Below are 23,135 nucleotides of genomic sequence, written 5' to 3' on the forward strand. Positions count from 1 at the left end.
CCCTTGATGCCCTTTCGGCATGAAGAAATTGCGCCGGCCCGAGTATTTTCCGGGTGTCGGCGCCAACGCCAAATGGTCGCGATACAGGTAGCAGGAAGCGAATGCTGGTCGAGCGGCATTCTTAGCTATAGAGAGTGCCACTCGACGTGATCAAGGCATTTACGCTGGGCGATTTATCCGGAAGTCACTTCAGCTCCGCGTCATCGAGGTATAAAGTGCCCCCCGCGCCGCTGTCCATCCAGACGTCCAAGCTGATCGTCTCACCCGTTTTCACTGGGATATCGGGGATTTCGGCTCGTGTCCAGGCACCGGTCGTGGGCATGCCTGCGGTCCGTGTGAGAGAGACGGTGCCGTTTGCCTGGTTCAGCACCCTGACGCGGAGACGAGCCCATCTGATGCCATCCTGCCGCTTGTACCAGATCGAGGCGGTGTAGCTACCTGCCTGCAAGCCGGTGGCCGTCTGCTGAATGGAGTTAGTGAAGGCGGCCGGGCTCGAGAACACCGCGGCCCTAGCGCCGCCATGGACTTCCGCGGTCGTGACCTCGCCCAAGCGCCAGCCTGTCCAGGCTGACAGGCCATTCTCGAACCCTCCATTGACGAGAAGACTGTACGAGTAGACGCGAATCCGGTCGTTGTGCGAATCCGCAACGAATACCTCATCTGTCGGGCTGACCGTGATCCCTGCCGGGTCGCGCAGATCCTGGATAGTGGCCGCCAGCGTGCCGCTGTCGTCCATGACCAGCACTTGGCTTCGGCGGCTGTCGGCTACATAGATATGCCCGTGGTGGTCGATTGCAAGGTCCCCGAATTCCCCATTCAATGACGATTGACTGATGGTGCGCAGCCACCGAAACGCGCCCCCTTCGAACTGCAGTTCGACGAGTCGCGCGTTGCCGCTGTCAGCGACCATCACCGTGCCCTTGACCGGATGAACCGTAATGCCTGATGGCAGCCGGAACTGATTGATGCCTCTGCCCACGGAGCCGAATGTGCTTAGTGGCTGACGGTTGGCGACATCGTAGGCGACGATCCGGTGGTTATCGCGGTCGGCAATGAAAGCTGTCCGATCCGTGGGACGTATTGCGATGGCGACGGGTCTGAAGGCTGTGAACCCGGGCGTCGCATCAAGTCTGATTGTGGCGAGCCTCCCGCAGTCGGGACGCAGGATGTCCACATGGTTGGAGTAGGCTTGCAGAAACCAGATTTCATCCGGCACCGTGTCGACCGCCAGACCCAGCGGGCGCGACGTCGGAGCTCGATGTGGGTCGGAGCAGGCGTTGATCACGCGTCCGTCCTGGGTGAAGTGCACGATACGGGCGTTCATATAGTCCGCCGCGTAGACCGTGCCGTCTGACCCAAAGGCAATACCGTTCACGGTATTGAACATCGCGTCATCAGCCAATGGTTTCGGTGCCAGCGAGGTCGGAGGCGAATCAGACGGTATCGTCTGCGCTTCGACCCAACCGCGCGCGGTGCGGTCGAAGCGCTTGACTCGATTGGCACTCTCATCCGCAACCCAGATATCCCCATCTGGCGCCACATCCATGAACCATGGTTCAACGAGGAATGCTGACGGGCTGATGCCGCCCACAGAGCTGCCGTCGAGTCGATAAACACGGACTAGCGGTGCCGAGGATGTGGACGCTTCGTACAACAACTCTTGCCTGAGTACGGGATCGTGTGCGACACGAAGCGAAATCGCTCGGTGGCCGTTGCTGCTTAGCCTCCGCATGCAGGTGCCGTCCGCACCCAGTATGAACACGCCATTCGCGGATTTGTCGGTGACATATATGTTTCCGGCCGCATCGGCATCGACGTCCGACAGACTGGCGCCGAATGTGCAAATGCCATTCGGCCGAACAAGCAGCTCCTGAGCCGAGAAGTCCTGGTTCCAGACTTGCACACTTCCTCGTTCCGGATCGGTTATATAGACCTTGCCGCCCTTTGCCGAGATCCCCATGGCATTGATGGGCAGCGATCCGAGCCAGGTGTAGTCGCGTCGCAACTTGACGACGCGCCTGTTTTTTCTGTCGGAGAAGTAGATGTTGCCGTCGTCGTCCATGGCGATATCTCGCGGGTAGGACAACTGTCCCACGCCGTGCCCGTAAGCTCCGAAGGTGCGAATCGGGGTTCCATCTGCCGAGTATTCCCTGAGGCGGTCGTTACCGGTGTCGGCCGCGATTAGGTTTCCGCCCTGCGGATCCACCGCGATCCCGGATGGGTACATCTCCATCAGGGCCGGGCCACCGATCGTGCGGATCAAGCGCAACTCCAGCGCGTTGACACCCGATCCGGCGGTGACGAAAGAAAGACACACAAGCCAGGGTAATAAAAGCTTCCGAAATGCGCTCATCTGAGTGTCCTGCCAAGTCCCATCATTGTCCTGGATGAACCAAACAGCCACTGGCCACAATCCCGTGCGTTCGTCTTAAGGTCGGAGGCTCTGGATACGTATCGATTGCATGATCTCTAATCCGGCCTCATCCCAAAATGTTGTACGCTCTAGGCCATAGAATGATGCTGGCGATCCTGCCGAATAATTGGCTCCGTCATCTGCACGGCAATTACGAAAAAGCGTTACAAAAGCATGGCAAAATTGCGGCTCTCACGGCAAACAGCTGTGCAACATATCGTTTCACAGGAGGCAACGACCAATCTCTACCTGTCCTCCAATTTAGCGTTGGCTCATCAGTCGTGACGCGCTGCGGATAGTCTTGCCCTGCAACCCTTGCAGGTGTCATTTGCAGACTGAGTGGCCACACGGAAGTGGGAGAGCCACTTAACCGTAGTTTCGGATCCACTTATGTCATCTATTCCTGCCTGACCGCGCCTTTGGTCTTCCGATGGATAAGCTTATACGCTGAACGATAGGGAAATCCTATACGTAGAAATACCCATATCTCGGTCCGAAATGTGGGTCGTCGCCGTTTAGAGAGACTCGAGAGCGGTGATCCAAGTGACCTGGGGCGGGCTGATCCGTTGCCGCACCATGATCCGGTTCAGCTTGCGGCGTCTTCGGAAGAGAGCGCATCGCCGGACAGGCGTCCCGATAAGGGAAGCAGTTCGCGCAGCCTCTTAAGCTGCGGCTCACGTGCTCCGCTACCTCGCCAGCGGGATGTTGATCGGTACTCGTTGCGTCAGTGACTTCAGGCGCGCACGGATCTGTTTAACGGCCTGACTCGACAGCGGGGTGTCGGGGTACCGCAGGCTCGTTTTCGTCTCCGACTAGACTGCAGCGCGAAACACAGAAAATCAGAACCCGCAACACTGGTATCCACGATCCGGGCCTTGGTCTCGTTGAGACTGAGGCCCAAGCGTGCCAGCCCGTCGCCGAGCACCTGCGGAGCCGATTCAACGAAAGGCGCCTGCTGCGTTGATTAGTTTCGACTGGCACTGGCTTCGAGAAGGCGTTGCGTCGCGGTGTCTGGTTGACCTTCGTAGAACACGTTCAGGGCAGTTCGGAAGCAGGGTTCATTCGGTGCCACCTCGATGAACAGCGTCAGGCAGGATCGAAACTTCATCGCGTCGATGTCGCCGAGGATGTCGACGGCGCTCCGGTCTGCATGGGTCAGGATTGCGTTGACGCATTCGACCAGCCTTGGACCGAGCACCGGATGGCGTGCGTAGGCAGTGGCCTCTTCTCGATTGGCAAGCCCGTAAACCTGTGCCATGTGGCTGTGGCCCAAACCGCGCAGCTGCGGCAGCACATACCAGATCCAATGCGTCCTCTTGAAGCCAGCTCGAAGTTCCCCGAGTGCGGTTGCGTAGGCCTGCGCCTGTGCGCGCACGAAGCGGTCGAGGGAGTCGGGTTCAGGGGTAGGCATGGTGGTAGCGGGCTGGCGCGTAGATCACGGCGATTAACGATCCGCTTCAAAGCCACGCGCACCCGAACCGAGTTCGAAAACCAGCACAAACCTTGTGGTGCTCGCTCTCATGAGGGCCATTTCGAGCATTCTTCACTCAAGCAGCAACGGTATCGTGTGGCCCTTCTTCGGAAATGCGCGATCCAATAGGCGGATGAAGTCGTCCCAGCAGGTGGATGCGCGCATAAAGCCGATGACCGCATGAATGTGTTGCGCCAAGGCCGGGTGCCCAATATCTTCGGAGAGCCATTGATGGTGCCTGGTACGCCGGTGTCCTCTGTCATTCTTTGGGTTGATTCTCTCCAATTCTTCGACAATGCCCGGAGCAAGCCTTTCATAGACAACATCCGTGGTATAGCGGCCAACTACGCCAGGACGCGCAACGGAAAGCGGGTTGTAACCCCATCCCTTCAGTCGGAACATTTCCTTGTAGAACTCGTCGGGAAACCTCTTTGCCCAGGCTGCAAATTCGGTGCGCAGGAATTTATCCAGGATTGCCTGGAGTGCCAGCCGGTCACGAACCTCTTGGTAGCCTGTAGCTTCGTCTACCAAGGCGACGATGCCGACGTGGGCCAAACCGCGCATCAGTAGGTCTGCTTGTTGGGCCTTTTCAATCTGTTGCGCTTGCAAGACCCCAGCATCTCTTGCTTTCAGCCAAATTTCGCAGGCCGCAGGAAGAACCGTCGCGTCATATCCCGTCACCGTTCTTGCCCCGTCAAGGTACTGAACAGGAGCTAGGGGTCCGGCCATTACTTCCTTAGAGATAAACGGCTTCAGCCTGTCAGGGGCCAAAAACAGAGGAACAGGTGCTCCTGCTTCAAGTTGTGATTTTTTCAGTCTTTTCGAGGCGCCGCTACGCGATCGAAGTAGCGCATTGGTAATGCCGTTTTCAGTCAAAACTCGGCTGCCGTTATCGAGCACAGCGCAGGGGATGCGGGTATCCCCGATCACGATTTCACCGCGGTGCGTCGCCCTTGGGATGCCCCAACGGGCCGCCGCCGCCGTCTGGGCGATCTGCGACCGTTCTTGGGGCGACAATTTCTCGGCGCGTGCAACGCCGCCGGCAGAGTTCGGGCTCTTTTCAGACATGCTTGCGGGCTCCTTGTTGAATGCTTGCGATTGCAAGCATACCACGAACGGTACGCAAGCATAGATGTTCGGTTTCGTGGTCCAGCGCTACGCATTACCGGCAGCGAAATCAGGTCCAGGAAGGCGGAGCGGTTTTTGCGGTCCTGGTTCATGCGATCGCCAGGCACGCGGGACCACATGACAAAAATTAGCTTCCCTTGCCGCCAGCGGCAGTACCGTTATGCAGGGCGAGAGCCCCATCGCCACGGGCTCATGAGTTAGCAGAGGCCGCCCGAACCTGAAGTGTCGCATTCGTTCGACACGGGGTGAAAGCACCCCGCTGCATTCGTTCCGGCAAGGAACTCGCTCGGCGTCGCATGGGGGAACGGTGGAGACAGGAATCTCCTTGTCGTCCCAGAGTTAAGCCGCTTCCCACGGGCTCGCAGGCTGTCCGTCCGGGCGCCGCCGCAAGAGCTCACCCCGCGCGCCCGGAGCGCCCGCCGACAACCGCACTGGTCCGTCATCCCGAGGTTTCGGGATAGAATCCCAACGTTTGAGCAATAAATAATACGGACGGGGGCGGAATGAAGCGGAGTTTTGGGTTTGCCGTTGCGGCGGTACTGCTGGCCGGTCTGGTCGGATGTACGGAACAGAAGCCGCTGCCGCTTGATGGCGCAGCGGAGTCGGCCAAGACGCAAGCGCTGGCCGAGGCCGACGCCAAGGAAAAGGCCGCGCTGGCGGCCGGCACTGAGGCGGTCGTCTACGGCCTGCCGCTGGTGATCATGGACCTCACGCAGCGGAAGTCGACCAATGTGTCGAGGCCGGAGGCCTTCTCAGCGCCGGTCAATCAGTTCGCCCACGTCCGCGTTTTTCCGGACGCCTCGTTCAAGGATGTGGTCCGCGCGAACGTCGACACCCTCTACTCCGTCGCCTGGCTCGATGTGTCCAGGGAACCGATGGTGCTTTCGGTTCCCGACACGAAGGGACGTTACTACCTGATGCCGATGCTCGATGCCTGGACGAACGTGTTCGCATCGCCTGGCAAGCGCACGACGGGCACCAAGCCCGGCCGGTTCGCCATCACCGGTCCCGGATGGGCCGGACCCCTGCCCAAGGGCGTGCAGCAGATCAAGGCGCCGACCGCGATGGTCTGGATCATCGGCCGCACGCAGACCAACGGACCGAAGGACTATCCGGCGGTGCACGCGATCCAGAACGGCTACCGGCTGGTGCCGCTGTCGGCGTTCGGGAACGGGCGCTACAGGGCGCCGGATGCCCCCGTGAATGCGGCGGTCGACATGAAGACGCCGCCGGTGGATCAGCTCAAGGCGATGAGCTCGGCCGCATTCTTCGACCGCCTGGCGGCGCTGCTCAAGGCCAACCCGCCGCCGACGTCCGAAACCGGGATGCTGGCCAAGCTTGCGGCCATCGGGATTGTTCCGGGCGAAAAATTCGATCCCGGCAAGCTCGATCCGGCGGTGGCGAAAGGGCTGGAACAGGCTCTGCCCGCGACGCTCGCCAAGCTGGAGGCTGCGGCCAAGGAGACCGGCGCGCCGGTCAATGGTTGGCGGGTGACGCCGATGAATGTCGGCAATTTCGGCAGCGATTACGGTACACGTGCCGTCATCGCGTTGATGGGTCTCGGCGCCAATCTGCCGCAGGACGCGATCTATCCCTCGGCGTTCACCGATGGCGCAGGCGCGCCGCTAACCGGCGCGAACCGCTACGTGATCCATTTCGCCAACGGGGCGACGCCGCCGGTCGATGCGTTCTGGTCGCTGACGCTATATGACGCCCAGTCCTTCTTCGTTCCCAACCCGATCAACCGCTACGCGATCAGCAGCTGGATGCCGCTGAAGAAGAATAATGACGGCTCCATCGACATCCATGTCCAGCACCAATCGCCGGGCAAGGACAAGGAGAGCAACTGGCTTCCTGCGGCAGCCGGTCCCTTCAACGTGACGCTGCGGATGTACTGGCCCAGCACGAAGGCGCCGTCGATGCTCGATCGAAGCTGGACGCCGCCGGCCATCACACCGATGCCTTGACGGCCGCGCGTGCCACTTGCACGGGCTGATCGCTGCGCGGACGCCACCCAGCCCTCCGACCACCGGCTGGGGATCCGAGCGCACGGCGTCTTTCCAAACGCCTTCGCTAATCCGCGCGCGAGAGTCGGGCGCGCGTTCTGTCAGGAGAACCGGAAATGGGTCAGCAGTACACCGAGCTTTCCGATCGGCACATCGAGTTCATCCGCGAGCAGAAGATCTTCTTTGTTGGGACGGCGACGGCGGATAGCCGGGTCAATATCTCCCCGAAGGGGATGGACTCGTTCCGTGTGCTCGGGAGCCGGCGCGTCGCGTGGCTGAATGTGACCGGCAGCGGCAATGAGACCGCCGCGCATGTGCAGGTCGCTCCGCGCATGACGATCATGTTCTGCGCCTTCGAGGGACAACCCGTGATTTTGCGCCTTTACGGAGTCGCGAAGGTCGTCCACCAGACCGATCCCGAATGGGCGTCCTTATTCTCATCGTTCCAGCCTTTGCCCGGTGCGCGGCAGATCTTCGATGTCACGCTCGATCTCGTGCAAACGTCATGCGGCATGGCGGTCCCTTTCCTCCACTACGAAGGCGAGCGCGAACAACTCTCGGACTGGGCCGAAACGCAGGGGCAGAGCGGGTTGCGGGACTATTGGGAGCGCAAGAACCAACTCAGCATCGACGGCATACCGACGCACATCGCGTCGAAGAACCTGTTGCCGGATGCTTGACCCCGCGTTGCGGAGCGCTTCGGCGAGCGGCTCGAAGCGCCTTGGCCGATGTTGCAGAGCACTACGCGCGAAGCACTGGGGACCGTCAGCTCATTGCCTTCGCGCGGTCCATCGACGACCGGAAGCTCAGGAAGCCCTCCTGATTTCCAGGCCTGCCCAGTGTCTCGATCATGACAATCGACCCTGAGGCCGGTCCCCTGTCTGCGGCAGCCGATTAGCGTCCGCGGTTGATCGGAACCCGATCGGTGGTGTGGCGCGCCGTGCCTTCAGTCCGAACCATGAGCGCTCGTCGCGGCGCTTGTTCCGGCCCGGGCTGAAGTCGTCGTATGATGCACGAAGTCGTCGCCAGCTTGACGCGGCAGTGCGGGGCTGGTGCCGCGACCCTATCATGAGATGCCCTTCAAGGCACAGTCGCCATGCCTGAAATCGATGCTGTGAGGTCGGATCTGTGGCGCGCGCTGTCGTCGCCGGGATCGCAAAGCCTCCGTAAGCGTTGTCTCCTCTACGTTCTTGCCCTAGTGCTGCCGCTGGCGGTCCTATGGTTCCGCGCCCACTGGCCGGTTCCTCTCGATCAGCATCGGATGCTGATCCTGTTCGTCCCCTTCCTGCTTCTGGAGGCGCTGCTCGGCGGCCTGGGTCCGGCCCTGGTCGCGACCGGGTTCACGGCACTGATCACGTGCTGGTTTGTGTTGCCACCGGTCGGCCAATGGGCGATAGAGTCCTCGCGCGACGTCTTGCAATGGACGGCCCTTGTCTTGAGCGGCGCCATTGCCGGCGGGCTCGGCGAGTTGGCGCGGCGCTTCCGTTGCCGGGCGGCCGACCATCGGCGCGCGGCGGAGGCGGCGAACCAGGCGCTACGCCGCAACGACCGCCAGCTACGGATGGCGGAGCTTGGCGCTTGGCTCGGCTTCTGGGAGTTCGACGTCGCGAGCGGCGCGCTCTGGATGTCCCCGGCGTGTGAAGCACTTTATGGCGTCGCCCCGGGCACCCTGCGGGACCAGGCGCAATGGCGGGCATGTATACATCCCGACGACTATGGGTTGGTCGACACGCAACTGGCGGGGGCATTGGCGGGCGCGTTGATCGACGCCGAATTCCGGGTGTGCTGGCCCGATGGCAGCGTCCACTGGTTGTACGCCCGCGGCAGCGCGGAACGCGATGCCGACGGCGAGGTGGTAAAACTCACCGGGATTGACCAGGACATCACGGGCCGCAAACGGGCCGAGGCGGAGATAAGGAGAAGTGAGCAGCGTCTGATATTGGCGCAGGAAGGCGCCCAAATCGGAATGTGGGAACTGGACCTGGTCACGGGGCAACTGCACTGGTCCCGGCAATGCGAGCGGCTTTACGGCGTCCCGCCCGACAGCATCCGCAACAACGAAGACTGGCTGCAATTGGTCCATCAGGACGACCTGCCCTCGATCGAGGCGCAGTGGGGAACGGTCCGACGCGGCGAACCGTTCGAGGTCGCGTTCCGAATCCGGCGTCCGTCGGGGGAAACCCGCTGGATCGTCAGCAAGGGCCGGGCGAGCTACGACGATGCCGGCAACGCGCTGCGTCTGTACGGCATCAATCAGGACGTCACCGACAGAAAGCTTGCGGATGCCCGGCTGCAGGAGCGAGAGCAGATGCTCGCCGAATCGCAGCGCATCGCCCGGATCGGGAGTTGGCGCTGGGAGTTACAGGGCCCGATCGTCTGGACGGAGGAGACCTACCGGATCTACGGGGTGGATCGGGACCGCTTCGTACCCACGGTCGAAGCCCTTCTGGAATTGGCGCATCCGGACGATCGTCAGATCCTGAGCGACTGGATCAACGACTGCGCCGCAGGGAAGCCCGCGCCTGATTTCGATTTCCGCGCCATACATCCCGACGGCAACGTACGCTTTCTGAACGCCCGCGGCGAACTGCTCCGGAACGCCGACGGTACACCGCTGCGCATGGTCGGCACGGTCCAGGACATCACCGACCGGGTTCGGCTACAGGATGCCATCAGCGCCAGCGCAAAAGAGTTTCGGCAACTTGCCGAAGCGATGCCGCAAATCGTCTGGGTCACCCGTACCGACGGCTGGAATACCTACCTCAACCGCCAATGGGTCGACTATACGGGCCTGTCGTTCGAGGAGAGCCGCGGGCACGCCTGGATCACTCCGTTCCATCCCGACGACAAGCAGCGGGCGTGGGACGCTTGGCGGAACGCCATCGAACACAACGCCGAGTATGCGCTGGAATGCCGCTTGCGCCGGCTCGACGGGGTCTACCGCTGGTGGTTGATCCGGGGTGTGCCGGTCGTCGATGCCGGGGGAACGATCCTGAAATGGTTCGGCACCTGCACCGACATCGAGGACCTGAAACAGCGCGAAGCGGCGGTCCTGGCATCCGAAGCCCGTCGTCAGTTCGCGCTCGAAACCCTGGGCGCCGGCGAATGGGAGCTGAACCTGACCACGCAGGCTGCCGTCCGTTCGCTCCGGCACGATCAGATCTTCGGTTACGACCATCTGCTGCCGGACTGGACCTATGACCGGTTCCTGTCGCATGTCGTGCCCGAGGATCGCGAACGGGTGGATCAACTGTTCCGCCAAGCCGTGCAGGATCGAACCCGATGGGAGTTCGAATGCCGGATTCGCTGGCCGGACGGCGAAATGCGCTGGATCCACGCGTGTGGTTCGCCGCGCACCAGTATGTCGGGTGAGCCGACCCTGGTCGGTATCGTTCGGGATATCACCGTGGAAAAGCTCGCGGCAGCCGAACTGGATCGCATGCGGTTGCTGATGGCGGAAGGCGAGCGTATCGCACGATTCGGTTCCTGGGAGTTCTTCGTCGCCAGCGAGACGATCAACTGGTCGGATGAGGAGTTCCGGATCTACGGCATGGATCCGGCGGGTCCCTGTCCGGTCTATCAGGCCATGCTGCGCGAGCGCATTCATCCGGACGATGCGGAACGACTCGACCTGGAGTTTCGTCAGGCCCTGGCACTATCCGCTCCAGTCGAGTTGGAACACCGGATCGTGCGACCGGACGGCACGGTGCGCGAGGTTCAGGATCTGGCCAGACCCTACTTCGACGAGGCCGGGATGCTCGTCAAGTACGTCGGTGTGACCCTCGACGTCACCGAGCGGAAACACCAGGACCAGCAGTTGCGGGATCGTGAGCTGCGCCTGCGCGCCGTGCTCGATGGGGCGCGGGACGGCATCTTGATGGCGGACGCCGCCACGCGCCGCTTTGTGGACGCCAATCCCGCGATCTGCGCCATGCTGGGGTATCAGTGCGAAGATTTATTGACGATGACGCCGGCTGATATCCATCCCGTGGACGCCCTCCCGCAGGTGCTGGACATCTTCGACCGTATGGCACGTGGTGAACTGATAGCCGGCGAGGACGTGCCCGTGCTGCGCAAGGACGGGACAGTGTTTTCCGCCGACATCAGCGCCACCGTGTTGGAAATCGAGGGAGAACATTATCTGGCCGGGTTCTTTCGAGACATCACCGCACGCAAGCAGGCGGAACAAGAACTCGAGGCGCATCGCCACCACCTGGAAGAGTTGGTCGCCCAGCGCACCGAAGCGCTGCAGCGGGCCAATGAGGAAATCGAGCAGGCCAGGGAGCGGGCCGAGGCCGCAACCCGTGCGAAGAGCGCGTTCCTGGCCAACATGAGCCACGAGATCCGCACGCCGATGAATGCGATCCTGGGCCTGACCCATCTAATCCGGCGCGACCAGACGGATCCGGATCAGCGGGCCCGCCTGGGGAAAATCGAAGGGGCGGGACGGCATCTGTTGTCGATCATCAACGACATCCTGGACATCTCGAAGATCGAGGCAGGCCGTCTGGAGCTGGAAGAAGTCAATTTCCCGCTCGGCGCCGTTCTGGACCACGTCCGCTCGCTGGTCATGGAACAGGCGCGGGACAAGAACCTCGTGGTCGAATTGGATCGCGATCACGTACCGCTGTGGCTGCGGGGCGATCCGACCCGGCTGCGCCAGGCCCTGCTGAACTATGCCAGCAACGCGGTGAAATTTACCGAGCGCGGCGTTGTCACCATCCGTGCCTTGCTGTTGGAGGACGACGGCGAGAGTCTGCTGATACGCTTCGAGGTCGAGGACACCGGGGCGGGAATCCCGCCCGACAAACTGGACAGGTTGTTCCAGGAGTTCGAACAGGCTGACGCGTCAACGACGCGCAGGCACGGAGGCACGGGGCTTGGGCTCGCGATTACCCGCCGGCTGGCGGACCTGATGGGCGGACACGCGGGTGTCGAGAGCTCACCCGGTCAAGGCAGCACGTTCTGGTTCGTCGTGCGACTGCAGCGAGGACAGGCCGGCGCTCCGTTGTCTGAAGGCATCGTGAGCGCGAGCGACCAGGCTACGCTGCAGGCGCGCCACGCGGGGGCGCGGGTGCTCCTGGCCGAGGATGATGCCATCAACCAGGAGGTCGCCTTGGAACTGCTGCGGACCGCGGCGCTGGTCGTGGAGGTCGCGGAGAACGGGCAGCAGGCGGTGGACAAGGTTCTTGCCCAGGCCTACGACCTGATCCTGATGGATGTTCAGATGCCGGTCATGGACGGCCTTGAGGCGACGAGGATCATTCGTTCCTTCCCGGACCGGGCGACCATCCCGATTCTCGCGATGACGGCCAACGCGTTCGAAGAGGACCGCCGGGACTGTCTCGATGCGGGCATGGATGATTTCGTCGCCAAGCCGGTGGACCCGGAGATCCTGTACGCGGTTCTGCTCAAATGGTTGCCGCCCGCATCGGGGACGGACTCGATCGAACGGGCGGCTGCGCCCATCGAGCCTCAAGTGGCCGATACGCTGCGGGCGCTCAGGGAGATTCCCGGCCTTGACGCGGAGCGCGGTATGCAAGCCGTATGCGGCAAACAGGCCACTTACCTCAGACTCCTCGGTCTGCTGGTCGAGAAGCACGGGCACGACGCGGACCATCTGCTGGCCGCCTCGCGGAACGGCGATTTCGCCGAGGTTGGGCGCCTTGCCCACGCGCTGAAGGGCGCGGCGGGCAACCTGGGGGCGCTCAGGGTCATGGAACTGGCCGAAAGCGTGAACGCGGGAACGAGGCAGGGCTTGTCGGCGGCGGAGATGGGCGATCGGTGCCTTGAGCTTGCCGCAGCGCTGTCCCAGCTCATCGCTGGACTCCGACAGGTATTGGTGAAGCCGGCGGGGCGGACACCCTGAGTGCCTGAGCCGGGCTTTCTCGGAGCGATTGCGCTGCGAGTGCCCGCCGACTTACGCCGCGGTGGCAACAAAGGCTCTTGATCCAACGATGTGCCCCGAAGCGCGCCCTTGCCTTTCGGGCGAGCCGACCAGGGTATGCTCGTGTTCACCGTAGTCGTTCTGAATGAGCCGTGGCTCTTCCCTCCGTAGGCGGGTCGCCGGCGACCCTCGTGTCGCCTGGAGCCGGGAACGACCCAAGCGGACCGGCGCCGGTCCGCATCTGTCGGCTTATCGGTGATGGTCGGGCCAGCGCGATCGCGCGGGCGACGGAACTGATTCCGGCATCGATCGCGACCACGCACGCGCTGGACTGTACCAAGCTCGATCTCCAGTCATCATGAGTCGATATGATGCCGGTGGCGGGTCCAAGCCTGATCCTCTCGATTTCAGCTGGCCGGCTCGATTGCCCGGACGGGTACCTGCCGGACGCGGTGCCGCCCCCTGTTTCGCTGAAAGATGTGGAGTATTGAGCCGATGACCGAACTGCAAGCCCTGTTCGCCGCACTGTCCGCGATCGTGCTGTTCCTTTACGGGCTGCAGGGTTTCAGCCGGGAACTCCGGGTCACCGGGGGCACCGCGCTGCAGAACTGGCTGGCGAGCGTGACCGCGAGCCGCTGGCTCGGCTTCACCGTCGGGGCTGTCGCGACGGCCATCGTGCAATCGAGCAGTGCCGTGACGGCGTTGACCGCGGCCTTGGTCGACGGGGCCGTCATCTCGTTCAGGGCCAGCCTCGGCGTGCTGCTCGGTTCAAACGTCGGCACGACGGCCACGGCCTGGCTGGTGTCCATGAAGCTGACCGGGATCGGTCCGGCTTTCATCGTGTTGGGTGCCTGCCTGTCGGCGCTGCCATGGCGCGTGGGCATCGCCGGCAAGGCGATCTTCTATTTCGGGCTGATTTTCTTCGCTCTCGATCTGATCGGCACCGAACTCCGGCCGCTGCGCGAGCAGCCGGCGTTCGTCGCGTGGCTGGAACTCGCGCAGGCGCCCTGGTTGGGGATCCTGGTCGGTATGGTCTTCACGGCGCTGATCCAATCCAGCAGCGTGACGACGGGCGTGTCCATATTGCTGGTCCAGCAGGGCACGTTGCCCGCGGAGGCCGCGATACCGATCGTGATCGGGGCCAACGTCGGTTCGACCTCGACGGCGCTGGTCGCCAGTCTCGGCATGGGGGCCGTCGCGCGAGCCACGGCGACGGCGAACCTGCTCTTCAACGCCGCCGGTGCGCTGATCTTCTTCCCGTTCATCCATGCCTTTGCGGGTGCCGTCGTCGACTCTGCCGGCGACCCGAGCCGTGCCGTCGCCTGGGCGCATCTGCTGTTCAACGTCACGATCGGCCTGGTCTTCCTGGTCGCGCTCGATGCGATCGAGCCGCGCCTGAGCCGTTGGTTCCTGGGTCCAATGGCCGCGCGATCGGCGGCTCGGCACTAAGACCCGAGTCCCGGGCCACGTCAGCCGGCCGCTCGGGTCAGACCGGCCACGCAATCAGCTGCGGGAACTGCCGCTGGTGCCAATAGGGGTAAGGGGGTGTGACATGGCTGGCGGCATCCAGCTTCGCCATCTGTTCCGCAGTCAACTGCCAGCCTACCGCGCCGAGATTGTCCTTGAGCTGTGCCTCGTCGCGGGCGCCGATGATCACAGTGCTTACGGTCGGGCGCTGCAGCAGCCAGTTGATCGCGATCTGGGGCAGCGTCTTGCCGGTTTCTTCCGCGACCTCGTCGAGCGCATCCACGACCTTGAACAGATGGTCGTCGGCTATCGGCGGCCCGGCTTCGGCCGTGACGTGCAGGCGACTCCGGGCATGCAGCGCCAGTCCGCGCCGTAGCTTTCCCGTCAGCCGGCCCCAGCCCAGCGGGCTCCACACCACCGTCCCGACCCCCTGGTCGATGGCGAGCGGCATCAGTTCCCACTCGTAGTCGCGCCCCACCAGCGAGTAGTACGCCTGATGGGCCACGTAGCGCGTCCAGCCATACTTTTCGGCGATCGCCTGGGACTTCATCAGATGCCAGCCGGAAAAGTTGGAGCAAGCCAGATAGCGCACCTTGCCGGCTTGAATCAGGTCGTCCAGCGTGCGTAGGGTTTCCTCGATGGGCGTGCGGGCGTCGAAACCGTGCAGCGTGTAGATGTCGATGTGGTCCGTTCCGAGCCGCCGGAGGCTGGCCTCGCAGGCACGGGTGAGGTGATGGCGGGATGAACCGTAGTCGTTGGGGCCGGGCCCCATCGGAAAGACCGCCTTCGTCGAGATCAATACCTGGTCGCGCCGTCCGGCGATGGCTTGGCCGAGGATTTCTTCCGACAGCCCCTGGGAGTAGAAATCGGCGGTGTCGAACAGGTTGACGCCGGCATCGATGCACAGGTCGACCAGTCGGGTCGCTTCGGTGACGCCGCTGGTGCCGAAGGCCTCGAAAAAGGCGTTGCCGCCGCCGAAGGTTGCGGCGCCGAAGCTCAAGATCGGTACGTTCAGGCCGGAGCGGCCGAGAAGTCGATGTTCCATGAATTCCTCTCGAAGTGGGAGTCGTGTCGGAGGCCGTGCTGCACGGCCGGGCTGGCGTCATGCCATGGGCCGGTCGACGCTGGCGTTTCCGGTATCGCGTCGTTCTAGGTCTTGCTCTTGGCTGAGTCCTGCCTCGCCGCCGCGCGCGCTGAGGCCTTCGTTGCGCTGGACGGTGTCTGTGTGGCCGCGGCGGCGCTTTCCTCGGCCTGCTCGATATCCAGTTCGGCCAGCACCAGCCGGTAGGCGTCGAGGTAGGCTTTGGTCGGCGCGAGAAAGCAGACCCGATCGAGTGCGGTCACCTTGGCGCGGGCCTGAAGATAACGGATCGCCGCGCGCAACTGCTTCCGGGCCGGGTCCATCAGGTTCGAAGACCCGGTCCCCGTGGTCAGCAGCGGGAACAGGATCGAGGTGTAGGGCACGGCATCGCCTTTCCGTTGCCTGTCCCGCTCGGATTCGCGGTCGGCCAGCGCCAGCGCGGCCGTGATGCAGTGTTCCACGTTTGCGATGGGGAAGTAGCCGCCGCCGATCGTGCCGTAGACCGAGGCGGCATGATAGATGCGCCGGACCTTGTGCGACTCCAGCAGTGCGCCGCTGCCGGTGGCGACGACGGTGCCGGGGTTGACCTGCTGCCGCCCGCGCATCAGGTCGCGCAGCTCGTCCGCGATGGCATCCTCGACGATGTCGCCGGTTTCGTCCTTGCGCGATCCGAGATACCGCACCAGACCGGACACCGATTTTTCGAAGACCCGCGCCATCTGCATGTTGATGTTCTCGGAGCTGACCCAGATGTCGATGGGCCTTTCTTCGAGATACGGGTTCACGTTCACATGGCGCAGGTCGCCCGTTACCAGCCACAGCTCCTTCACCTTATCGGCAGGCTGTGTCTGCAAGCGGTAACGGTAGACGTCGCAGTCGCTCAGCGACCCTAACCCCGCCGTCACCTCCAGTCCCGGGATATTGGCGTAGACCAGACTGTCCCGGTTGCTGGACAAAAGGCCGTTACGGATGAAGCTGGCGATACCCTGCCGCGAACGCTGCTTGTGCGCCTCGTCGGATACGTCGTATTCGATGACGTTCATGCCGCCGATGTTGAACGGGATTTTCGTCCCCGCGCGGCGGATCAGTACGGTCACCCGGTCGCGCAGCGTGTGTCGTACACCGAGTTCGTAGAAGACGTTCGGGTTCTGCGTCGTGATGTCCACGACGGCGACGTCGGCTTTAAGGATATGTTGCAGCATCCGTTCGTGGATCAGCCCAGCCGACTCGATTTCGTCGCAGCGCAGGCAGCGGACGATCAGCTTCTCGCCCCCTTCCTTCAGATCCTCCTCCACCGCCTTCTTGATGATGTCCTCGTAGATCCGGTCGAAATCGACGAGTTCGCTGTTGCCGCTGCCGTCATCGAATGGTTTCTCGCCGAAGGGCATGATCACGAAACATTCGCGGGCCAGATCGTCGTCGGTCATATCGGTTCCCCCTGGAGCTGGTCGGCTGTCGAGCGCGGACATGGCCGGGCTGGCCAGAGCGTTGGTGCCGAAGCGGCAGAGTTCCATGCGGGTGTCCGGTCGTCGGAACTCAGCGCGCCCATCGTACGACTCGCTGCCCGCCGTGAACAGGTGCTGTTGCCGCTAGCCTCTCGCGACGGGTTGGCGTGTCGGGCGCCCGGACAGTTCGATGTTTCGGGCAGAGGCTTCGCGGTTCGTGCGGTACGGCCCTCCTGGTGTTACCCGATGGTAGTATTGGGGCTCCACCGCAACCTCCCCCAATTCGACCGCCCCAACCATGGACAGCGATCCCCGTTTCAAGCCCCACGAGGTTCTTGCCCCGCATTATTCGGCGCCCGAAGACAAGCAGCCCTTCCTGAGGCGCGTATTCGACGATTCGGCCCCCTACTACGAGCGGATTGCGAGCTGGGGCTTTTTCGGTACCGGGAACTGGTATCGCCGCTGGGCGCTGCAGCGCGCGGGATTGCAGCCGGGTATGACGGTGGTGGATGTCGCGGCCGGGACCGGCATTACCGCTCGAGCGGCGGCCGCGATCGTCGGGGCGCCGGGCCTGATCACCTGTGTGGAACCGAGCCTCGGGATGCTGCGCGAGTCGGAGCGGCAGCTGCCCGAGGCGCGTCACCTGCAGGCGGGAGCAGATGCGCTGCCCTTGCCCGATGCCGCATGCGACTTTCTGAGCATGGGCTTCGCCTTGCGGCATGTAGAGAACCTCGAGACGGCCTTCCGCGAGTTTCGGCGCGTGTTGAAGCCCGGTGGACGGCTGCTGATCATGGATATCACCAAACCCGACGGGCGTGTCGCGAACACGGTGGTCAAGTTCTACTTTCGCGACTTCATGCCGCGCTTCACGCGCCTGATCACCGGCAGCCGCGAAGCCACCTATCTGATGGAATACTACTGGGAGACGCTGGACCACATGGTCGATCCGACGCGGGTGCTCGAAGCCCTGGCGGCGGCGGGTCTTGAAGGGCCCCGGCGGCATGTCGAGGCCGGTATCTTCAGCGAGTACACCGCGCGCCGGTCGTGACGGCGCCTCCGGCTGAATTCGTCCGTGATCTGCGGGTCGCGGTGCTGCCGTGGATGCTTTACGGGATTGCTGCTGCCCTGGAGCAGCCCCTGGCCGGTGCAATGGCGGCGGGTGTGGCGCTCATCGTCCTGCGGCTGCGACGGTGGCGCGAGGTCAAGCTTCCCGATCTGGCGATTCTGGCGTTTTTCGTCGCCGTGGCTGTCGATGAGTGCTGCCAAGCCTTGAGCGAATGGAGGGCGTTGCGGTCTGCGTGGTTGCCGTCGCTGCTGGCGGTCCTCGCGCTGGGCTCCAGTCTGGTCGGCCGACCCTTTACCTTGCAGTACGCGCGGCAGGCCGTCGGCCCCGATTGGTGGCATGACCGTCATTTCCTGCGGGTGAACCAGGTCATCACAGGGGTGTGGGGAGCCGGCTTCGCGGCGACCGCCGCGCTGCACGCCCTGACCGCCGCCGGCTCCCTGAGCCAACGGATGTTTTCCGGTGCGGCCGGTGTGGCGTTGCTCGTAACGGCGCTTTGCTTCACCCGCGCGTACCCGCGCTGGTATCGGCTGCATCGCTATCTGCCGCTCGTTCGGGCCGGGATCGAACCTTACCGGCGCGCGCCGCGGCGGTTCTGAGGGCTTGCGTCTCTCAGTCGGCCGCGGTTGGCATGAACCCGGCAATGATCGGCGCGGTCAGGTTGATCGTCCGGGCATTGTCGGCAATATCCTTGCGGCCGCAGGGCAGACCCTTGTCGGTGCACGCGACGGCCGGATTCGCGAACTTGCCGACCAGGGGCGCGACATCGAACAGATAGCTCATGATCGTCGCGAACTTGCCGGGCACGGCCCAGGCGTAGGAAAACGGAAAGATGCCGGGTGGGGACAAGTCCGCATCATGAACGTTGCCGAAGGCGTGCCCGAGTTCATGCGCGAAGGTGTACTCATGGCAGAAGTAGCGGTCGTCGAAGCCGTCCGAGACGACCGCGAACCCTGCGGCCGGGGTCAGTGGCAAGCCGTTGGAGCCGCCGATCCAGCTGACGCCGCAGCTGCCCTGCGCCGACGAGTGGAAAGGGCGCAGCAAAACCACTATGTCCGCGCCGTAACGTGAGCGCAGGGCGTGGACGTCCGTGCCGATGCGGTTGCGGGTCAGATCCTGCAGGGCGGCAAAGTTCGCGTTGTTGTCGGTGTAGTCGACGCGCTCCGTGCGCACCAGCCTCAGGTTCACGAAGGCACCGCTATCCGTGAACGCCTGCTGCGTGACCGCGGTGAGGTGACTGGCCCGCATCACGGGGTGAGGTCCGGGTTCGTGCGTGTACAGCACCATAAGGTCGACGGTCGCACGCGACTGTGCCGTCGCCGGCCGGCCGTCGGCGACGGCGGCGGTGGCTTTTCCCCCGCCGGTGGGAAAGCTGCGCTGATCCTCGTCGAGGCTACCGGCCCCGAGACCCGAGGCCTTGATATCGATGACCCAGGTTTTCTCGTCGAACTGGATGATCTGAAACAGGCCTCGGGCGGTATTGATCTGCCCGGTCAGCGCACCGTCGGCGCGGTAGGTCAGAACCGCTCGGAACGCTGTCCCGTCCTGCTCGACGTAGGCGATCCAGCTCGTGTCGCCGGTATCGTGACGCTGGGCGTGGTCATGCACGAGCTTGTAGGCGCGATCGCCGAGCCGAACCGACAGGGTGTCGCCCGGCTTCATGCTTGCGAGGCGCTCGACCGACAATTTGATCGGCGTGATGGCATGCGGGGTGAGACTGGCCAGCGCTTTGGGCACGGGCTTGTTCAATGCGCTCGCATCGACTTCGAACAAGGCCGCGCCGGTTCCCATGGGCGGCTTAACGGCTGCCTGCGGCCGCGCGTTGGGGTTCTGCCGAGCCTGGATCACGATGCGCTCGAGCCTGCCAGCCGGCGAGCGCACGGCGATGTAGTTGTAATCACCCAGCAGATCGGCGAGACCGTCCGCCCAGCTGGCAGCTCGGACATCGCGTTTGAGGACATCGCGCTTCAGCGCCGCGGGGACAGTGATGGCGATGCCCCCCAGCTGTTGCGCATCCCGCGCCAGATCGGCGAGCGTCGCATCCTGATACCGAAGGTCCAGCGCGCCGTCGGCTTCGGACTTGGGCGGTGGTGCCGGGCGTTGGGCGTGGGCTACCGGAATCAGCGCGACCAGCACGCCGGCCAGCAGCAGGCTGCGGTTCGCGCCGGTTCTGCGGCGGCCGGATCGAACAGAGTGTCGGTAAGCGCTGTCGTGCATGGCGATCACGTTTGTGCGGATTGTCCCGGATCATAGCGCCATTCCGCCAGGGACACATCCCGGGCACCGATTCCCCCACGGCGGGGGGAGTGTCCGCCCCGAGGGTGTGGCAGGACGCCTATACTTCCGCTTCGTTTCAACGAAACCCTGGCCAGGCGAAATGAACTTCAGACGATCGCACCGCTTCGCAGCGCTGGTATTGCTGCTGCTGCCGCTGACGGCCTCGCCGACGGTCGCCAGCACCCTGCTGCAGGGGCGGGTCGTTGCGGTACATGACGGCGATACGCTGACGGTGCTCGACCGGTACCGCCGCGAGTACCGCATCCGGTTGCACCTTATCGATGCACCGGAGAAGAACCAGGACTACGGCTCGCGTTCAAAGCAGTCGCTGTCCCAACTTGTCTACAAGCGTGACGTTTCGGTCGAGGTCACAACGGTCGATCGCTATCACCGCCTGGTCGGCAAGGTCTTGTGGGGCGGTTACGACATCAATCTGGAGCAGGTGGCTCGCGGTATGGCCTGGGTCTACCGCAGATACGGCAAGGATGAACGCTATTTGGCCGCCGAGGCTGCAGCGCGACGGGCCCGGCTCGGCCTGTGGGCAAAAGCCCGTCCGGTGCCGCCGTGGGAGTTTCGCAAGGACGAGCGGGACGATGGCCACTGGTACGACCCGCGGCAATGGTTCCGGCGCTGACGAGGGCCGGGCGCCGCGCTCGGGCGCACCATCGCTTGGCCCTTCGGGACTGCCCGCACTGCGCTTGGCAATGGGCCTGGTAGCCCGGTCAATACTTGGCGAGTATGGTGCGAAATGTGCCGTCCGCCTGCATCTCGCGGATTTCGGCGTCGAAGGCCTTGATGATTTCGCGCGCCTTCGGGTGCTGGCGGTTCATCGCGAAGCACAGTCCACGGCGGGAGAAGGGCTCGGGCAGGATCTCGAATGCATCGCGGCTGTTCGACATGTACTGGTTGATCTCGTAGCGCAGCACGCGCTCATCGTCCAGCGTCACATCCACCTGTCCCTGCATCATCAGCAACAGGTTCTCGAGCACATGGTTGTTGACGAAGCGGGTCAGGCCGCGCGCCTGATCGAAGCGGTCGTCGTAAGCGTAGTCCTTGACGATGCCGACGACCCGTCCCCGCAAATCGTCGATGCTGCGGAACTGGAACGGGTCGCCGCGGCGCTTGATGAACTTGATTTCGTTGATCAGGTACGGCTGACTGAACAGGAAGTTGCCGGCGCGCTGGGCGTTATACCAGGCGGCGGCCAAGGCATCATAGACGCCGATCGAAGCGCCCTCGAGCGTGCGCGACCAGGGTTCGTCGGCCAGCGCCATGTCGTAACCGATCCGGTCCAGCGCGGTCCGGACGATCTCGATGGCGAGGCCCTGGCTCGGGGCGGTGGTCTCGACATAGGGCGGCCAGTCGCTGATCGCCATCCGCAGGGTTTCGTCGGCATGTGCCTGACGGGGGGTTACCAGTGCCACTGCGAGCACCGCCATTAGGGCGAGGAGGATGGGAAATCTGCAGTGGAAATGCATTGGGGGGCTCCTCGTCAATCGGGTGGCGACCTGGGCCGGCTGACCGCGGCCTAGTCTGACAGCGAACGGGACAGTACCAGCGCATCCTCGCGCCCGTCCCGAGCAGGATAATAGTCGCGGCGGGTGCCGATCTCGTTGAAGCCCATGTTTCGGTACAGCCGCAGCGCAACCCGGTTGGTCGGGCGCACCTCGAGCATGATGGTCTCGGCGCGGTAGCCGCGCGCGACCTCCATCAGCTTTTCGAGTATCCGGCGGCCAACGCCCTGGCCCTGCGCATGCGGCGCGACGCAAACGTTCAGGACGTGCGATTCTCCCGCTCCCACCGAGACGATCCCGTAGCCCATGATCTCGCCGGCTTTCTCGGCAATCCAGCAGTTGTAGCCGACGGTCAGGCAGTCGCGGAACGCGAGCGGTTCCCAGGGAAACTCATAAGCGGCTTCCTCGATCGCCGAAACCACCGACACGTCCGCTCGGCGCATCGGCCGGAATCGCAGTTCGGCCTGTTCGATCAGGCTGGGGAAGTGCTTGTAGTAAAAGTCGATCTCGGCGTCGTAGGACATCCAGCGTCTTACCCGATCGAGCCATTCGAACATGACGAAACGACGTTTCCCTTTTGCTGTTGTTGTTCGCGGAACGTTTTGACGGCCAGCTGCAGGTCGTCCCAGGCGCGCCGCTTTTCCCCAGGGCTGCGCAGCAGGTAGGCCGGATGGTAGGTGACCACCAGCGGAATGCCCTGATAACGATGGACGGTGCCGCGTAGTTTACCGATCGGCGTCGCGGTTTTTAACAGGTTCTGCGCGGCGATGCGGCCGACCGCAACGATGATGTCGGGCGCAATCAGCGCCACCTGGCGGTGGAGGAACGGCTCGCAGGAGCCGGCCTCGGCCGGAGACGGATCCCGGTTCCGCGGTGGGCGGCATTTGAGCACATTGGCGATATAGACGGTGTCGCGCGACAGCCCGATCGCGCGCAGCATTTCATTCAGCAGTTGTCCGGCCCGGCCCACGAAGGGCTCGCCCTTCAGATCCTCCTGTTCGCCCGGCGCCTCTCCGATGATCAGCCAGCGCGCGGTGCGATCACCGACACCGAAGACGGTCTGCGTCCGGGTGGCATGCAGCTCACAGGCCTTGCATTTGGCCACACGGAACTCGAGTTCGTCCCAGTCGAGGTGACCGATTGCATCCACCCCGGCGGTCTGGACGGGTTCGCTGGGCTGGGCGGGGGCGGCGAACGGGATCTCCAGCGCAGCGGGAGGGCTCGGCGGCGCGGTCAGCGGCGCCTGGAGCTCCTCGGCGGCTTCGTTGTCCGAAACCGCCGAGGCGGTTTCGATGGCGCCCGCACCGGCGGCACGGCGCGGCACCCAGGCCTCTATCCCCATCGCCGCGAGATACTCCAGACGCAGGGCCTCACGTTCCACTG

General features: G+C 63.6%; 16 protein-coding genes. 7 read left to right on the plus strand and 9 right to left on the minus strand.

All coding sequences use genetic code 11. From position 1 onward, the window contains the following. Positions 1–184: 184 nt before the first annotated feature. The 3 genes from ACW73L_RS04915 to ACW73L_RS04925 all read right to left on the minus strand — a co-directional run bounded on the left by ACW73L_RS04915 (position 185) and on the right by ACW73L_RS04925 (position 4,952). Positions 185–2,353 (minus strand): NHL repeat-containing protein, encoded by a 2,169-nt coding sequence (locus tag ACW73L_RS04915; RefSeq protein ID WP_498920372.1) that lies wholly within the window; start codon positions 2,351–2,353, stop codon positions 185–187. A gap of 1,024 nt (positions 2,354–3,377) precedes the next feature. After that, complete coding sequence (locus ACW73L_RS04920) at positions 3,378–3,824, minus strand: DUF1810 domain-containing protein (RefSeq protein WP_498920374.1); 447 nt, start codon at positions 3,822–3,824, stop codon at positions 3,378–3,380. A 132-nt stretch (positions 3,825–3,956) separates the two neighbouring features. Then, entirely contained in the window at positions 3,957–4,952 is a 996-nt protein-coding gene (locus ACW73L_RS04925; protein ID WP_498920376.1) for a P63C domain-containing protein, read from the minus strand. A 563-nt stretch (positions 4,953–5,515) separates the two neighbouring features. Here ACW73L_RS04925 and ACW73L_RS04930 point away from each other — a divergent pair. From ACW73L_RS04930 to ACW73L_RS04945, 4 genes are all read left to right on the plus strand, one after another. Next, positions 5,516–6,979 carry a DUF1254 domain-containing protein gene (locus tag ACW73L_RS04930; RefSeq protein WP_498920378.1) on the plus strand — a complete coding sequence of 488 codons (1,464 nt, stop codon included), beginning with the start codon at positions 5,516–5,518 and terminating at the stop codon, positions 6,977–6,979. Between the two features lie 155 nt (positions 6,980–7,134). Beyond that, positions 7,135–7,698 (plus strand): pyridoxamine 5'-phosphate oxidase family protein, encoded by a 564-nt coding sequence (locus tag ACW73L_RS04935; RefSeq protein ID WP_498920379.1) that lies wholly within the window; start codon positions 7,135–7,137, stop codon positions 7,696–7,698. A gap of 416 nt (positions 7,699–8,114) precedes the next feature. Beyond that, positions 8,115–12,887, plus strand: a complete 4,773-nt coding sequence (locus tag ACW73L_RS04940; RefSeq protein WP_498920380.1) for a PAS domain-containing protein — start codon at positions 8,115–8,117, stop codon at positions 12,885–12,887. A 513-nt stretch (positions 12,888–13,400) separates the two neighbouring features. Continuing rightward, a complete protein-coding gene (locus tag ACW73L_RS04945; RefSeq protein ID WP_498920382.1) occupies positions 13,401–14,354 on the plus strand; it encodes a Na/Pi cotransporter family protein in 954 nt (317 codons plus the stop codon). A gap of 37 nt (positions 14,355–14,391) precedes the next feature. On the opposite strand, the gene ACW73L_RS04950 is transcribed toward ACW73L_RS04945, so the two are convergent. Further along, entirely contained in the window at positions 14,392–15,417 is a 1,026-nt protein-coding gene (locus ACW73L_RS04950) for an aldo/keto reductase (RefSeq protein ID WP_498920384.1), read from the minus strand. 104 nt (positions 15,418–15,521) lie between these two features. Continuing rightward, positions 15,522–16,967: a macro domain-containing protein gene (locus ACW73L_RS04955; protein ID WP_498920385.1), complete on the minus strand. Its 1,446-nt coding sequence runs from the start codon at positions 16,965–16,967 to the stop codon at positions 15,522–15,524. Between the two features lie 229 nt (positions 16,968–17,196). Here ACW73L_RS04955 and ACW73L_RS04960 point away from each other — a divergent pair, with 229 nt between their 5' ends. Beyond that, complete coding sequence (locus ACW73L_RS04960; RefSeq protein WP_498920387.1) at positions 17,197–17,946, plus strand: class I SAM-dependent methyltransferase; 750 nt, start codon at positions 17,197–17,199, stop codon at positions 17,944–17,946. Then, the gene (locus ACW73L_RS04965) at positions 17,943–18,560 is read left to right on the plus strand and encodes a DUF3159 domain-containing protein (protein ID WP_498920389.1); all 618 of its coding nucleotides are present in this window, start codon (positions 17,943–17,945) and stop codon (positions 18,558–18,560) included. Before ACW73L_RS04960 ends, ACW73L_RS04965 begins: the two co-directional genes overlap by 4 nt. Before the next feature lie 13 nt (positions 18,561–18,573). Here the strand turns inward: ACW73L_RS04965 and ACW73L_RS04970 are convergent, their stop codons facing one another. Further along, positions 18,574–20,178, minus strand: a complete 1,605-nt coding sequence (locus ACW73L_RS04970; protein ID WP_498920391.1) for a reprolysin-like metallopeptidase — start codon at positions 20,176–20,178, stop codon at positions 18,574–18,576. 160 nt (positions 20,179–20,338) lie between these two features. On the opposite strand from ACW73L_RS04970, the gene ACW73L_RS04975 reads away from it, so the two are divergent. Then, a complete protein-coding gene (locus ACW73L_RS04975; protein ID WP_498920393.1) occupies positions 20,339–20,872 on the plus strand; it encodes a thermonuclease family protein in 534 nt (177 codons plus the stop codon). An 88-nt stretch (positions 20,873–20,960) separates the two neighbouring features. Here ACW73L_RS04975 and ACW73L_RS04980 read toward each other — a convergent pair whose 3' ends face one another. The 3 genes from ACW73L_RS04980 to ACW73L_RS04990 are packed head-to-tail and all read right to left on the minus strand — an operon-like array spanning position 20,961 to position 23,133. Further along, the gene (locus ACW73L_RS04980; protein ID WP_498920395.1) at positions 20,961–21,716 is read right to left on the minus strand and encodes a substrate-binding periplasmic protein; all 756 of its coding nucleotides are present in this window, start codon (positions 21,714–21,716) and stop codon (positions 20,961–20,963) included. 50 nt (positions 21,717–21,766) lie between these two features. Then, a complete protein-coding gene (rimI, locus tag ACW73L_RS04985; RefSeq protein ID WP_498920397.1) occupies positions 21,767–22,309 on the minus strand; it encodes a ribosomal protein S18-alanine N-acetyltransferase in 543 nt (180 codons plus the stop codon). Then, on the minus strand, positions 22,285–23,133 hold the full coding sequence (locus ACW73L_RS04990; RefSeq protein ID WP_498920399.1) for a uracil-DNA glycosylase: 849 nt from the start codon (positions 23,131–23,133) through the stop codon (positions 22,285–22,287). The genes rimI and ACW73L_RS04990 overlap by 25 nt, the downstream gene beginning before the upstream one ends. Positions 23,134–23,135: the final 2 nt, after the last annotated feature.

This window comes from Methylolobus aquaticus (assembly GCF_054172105.1).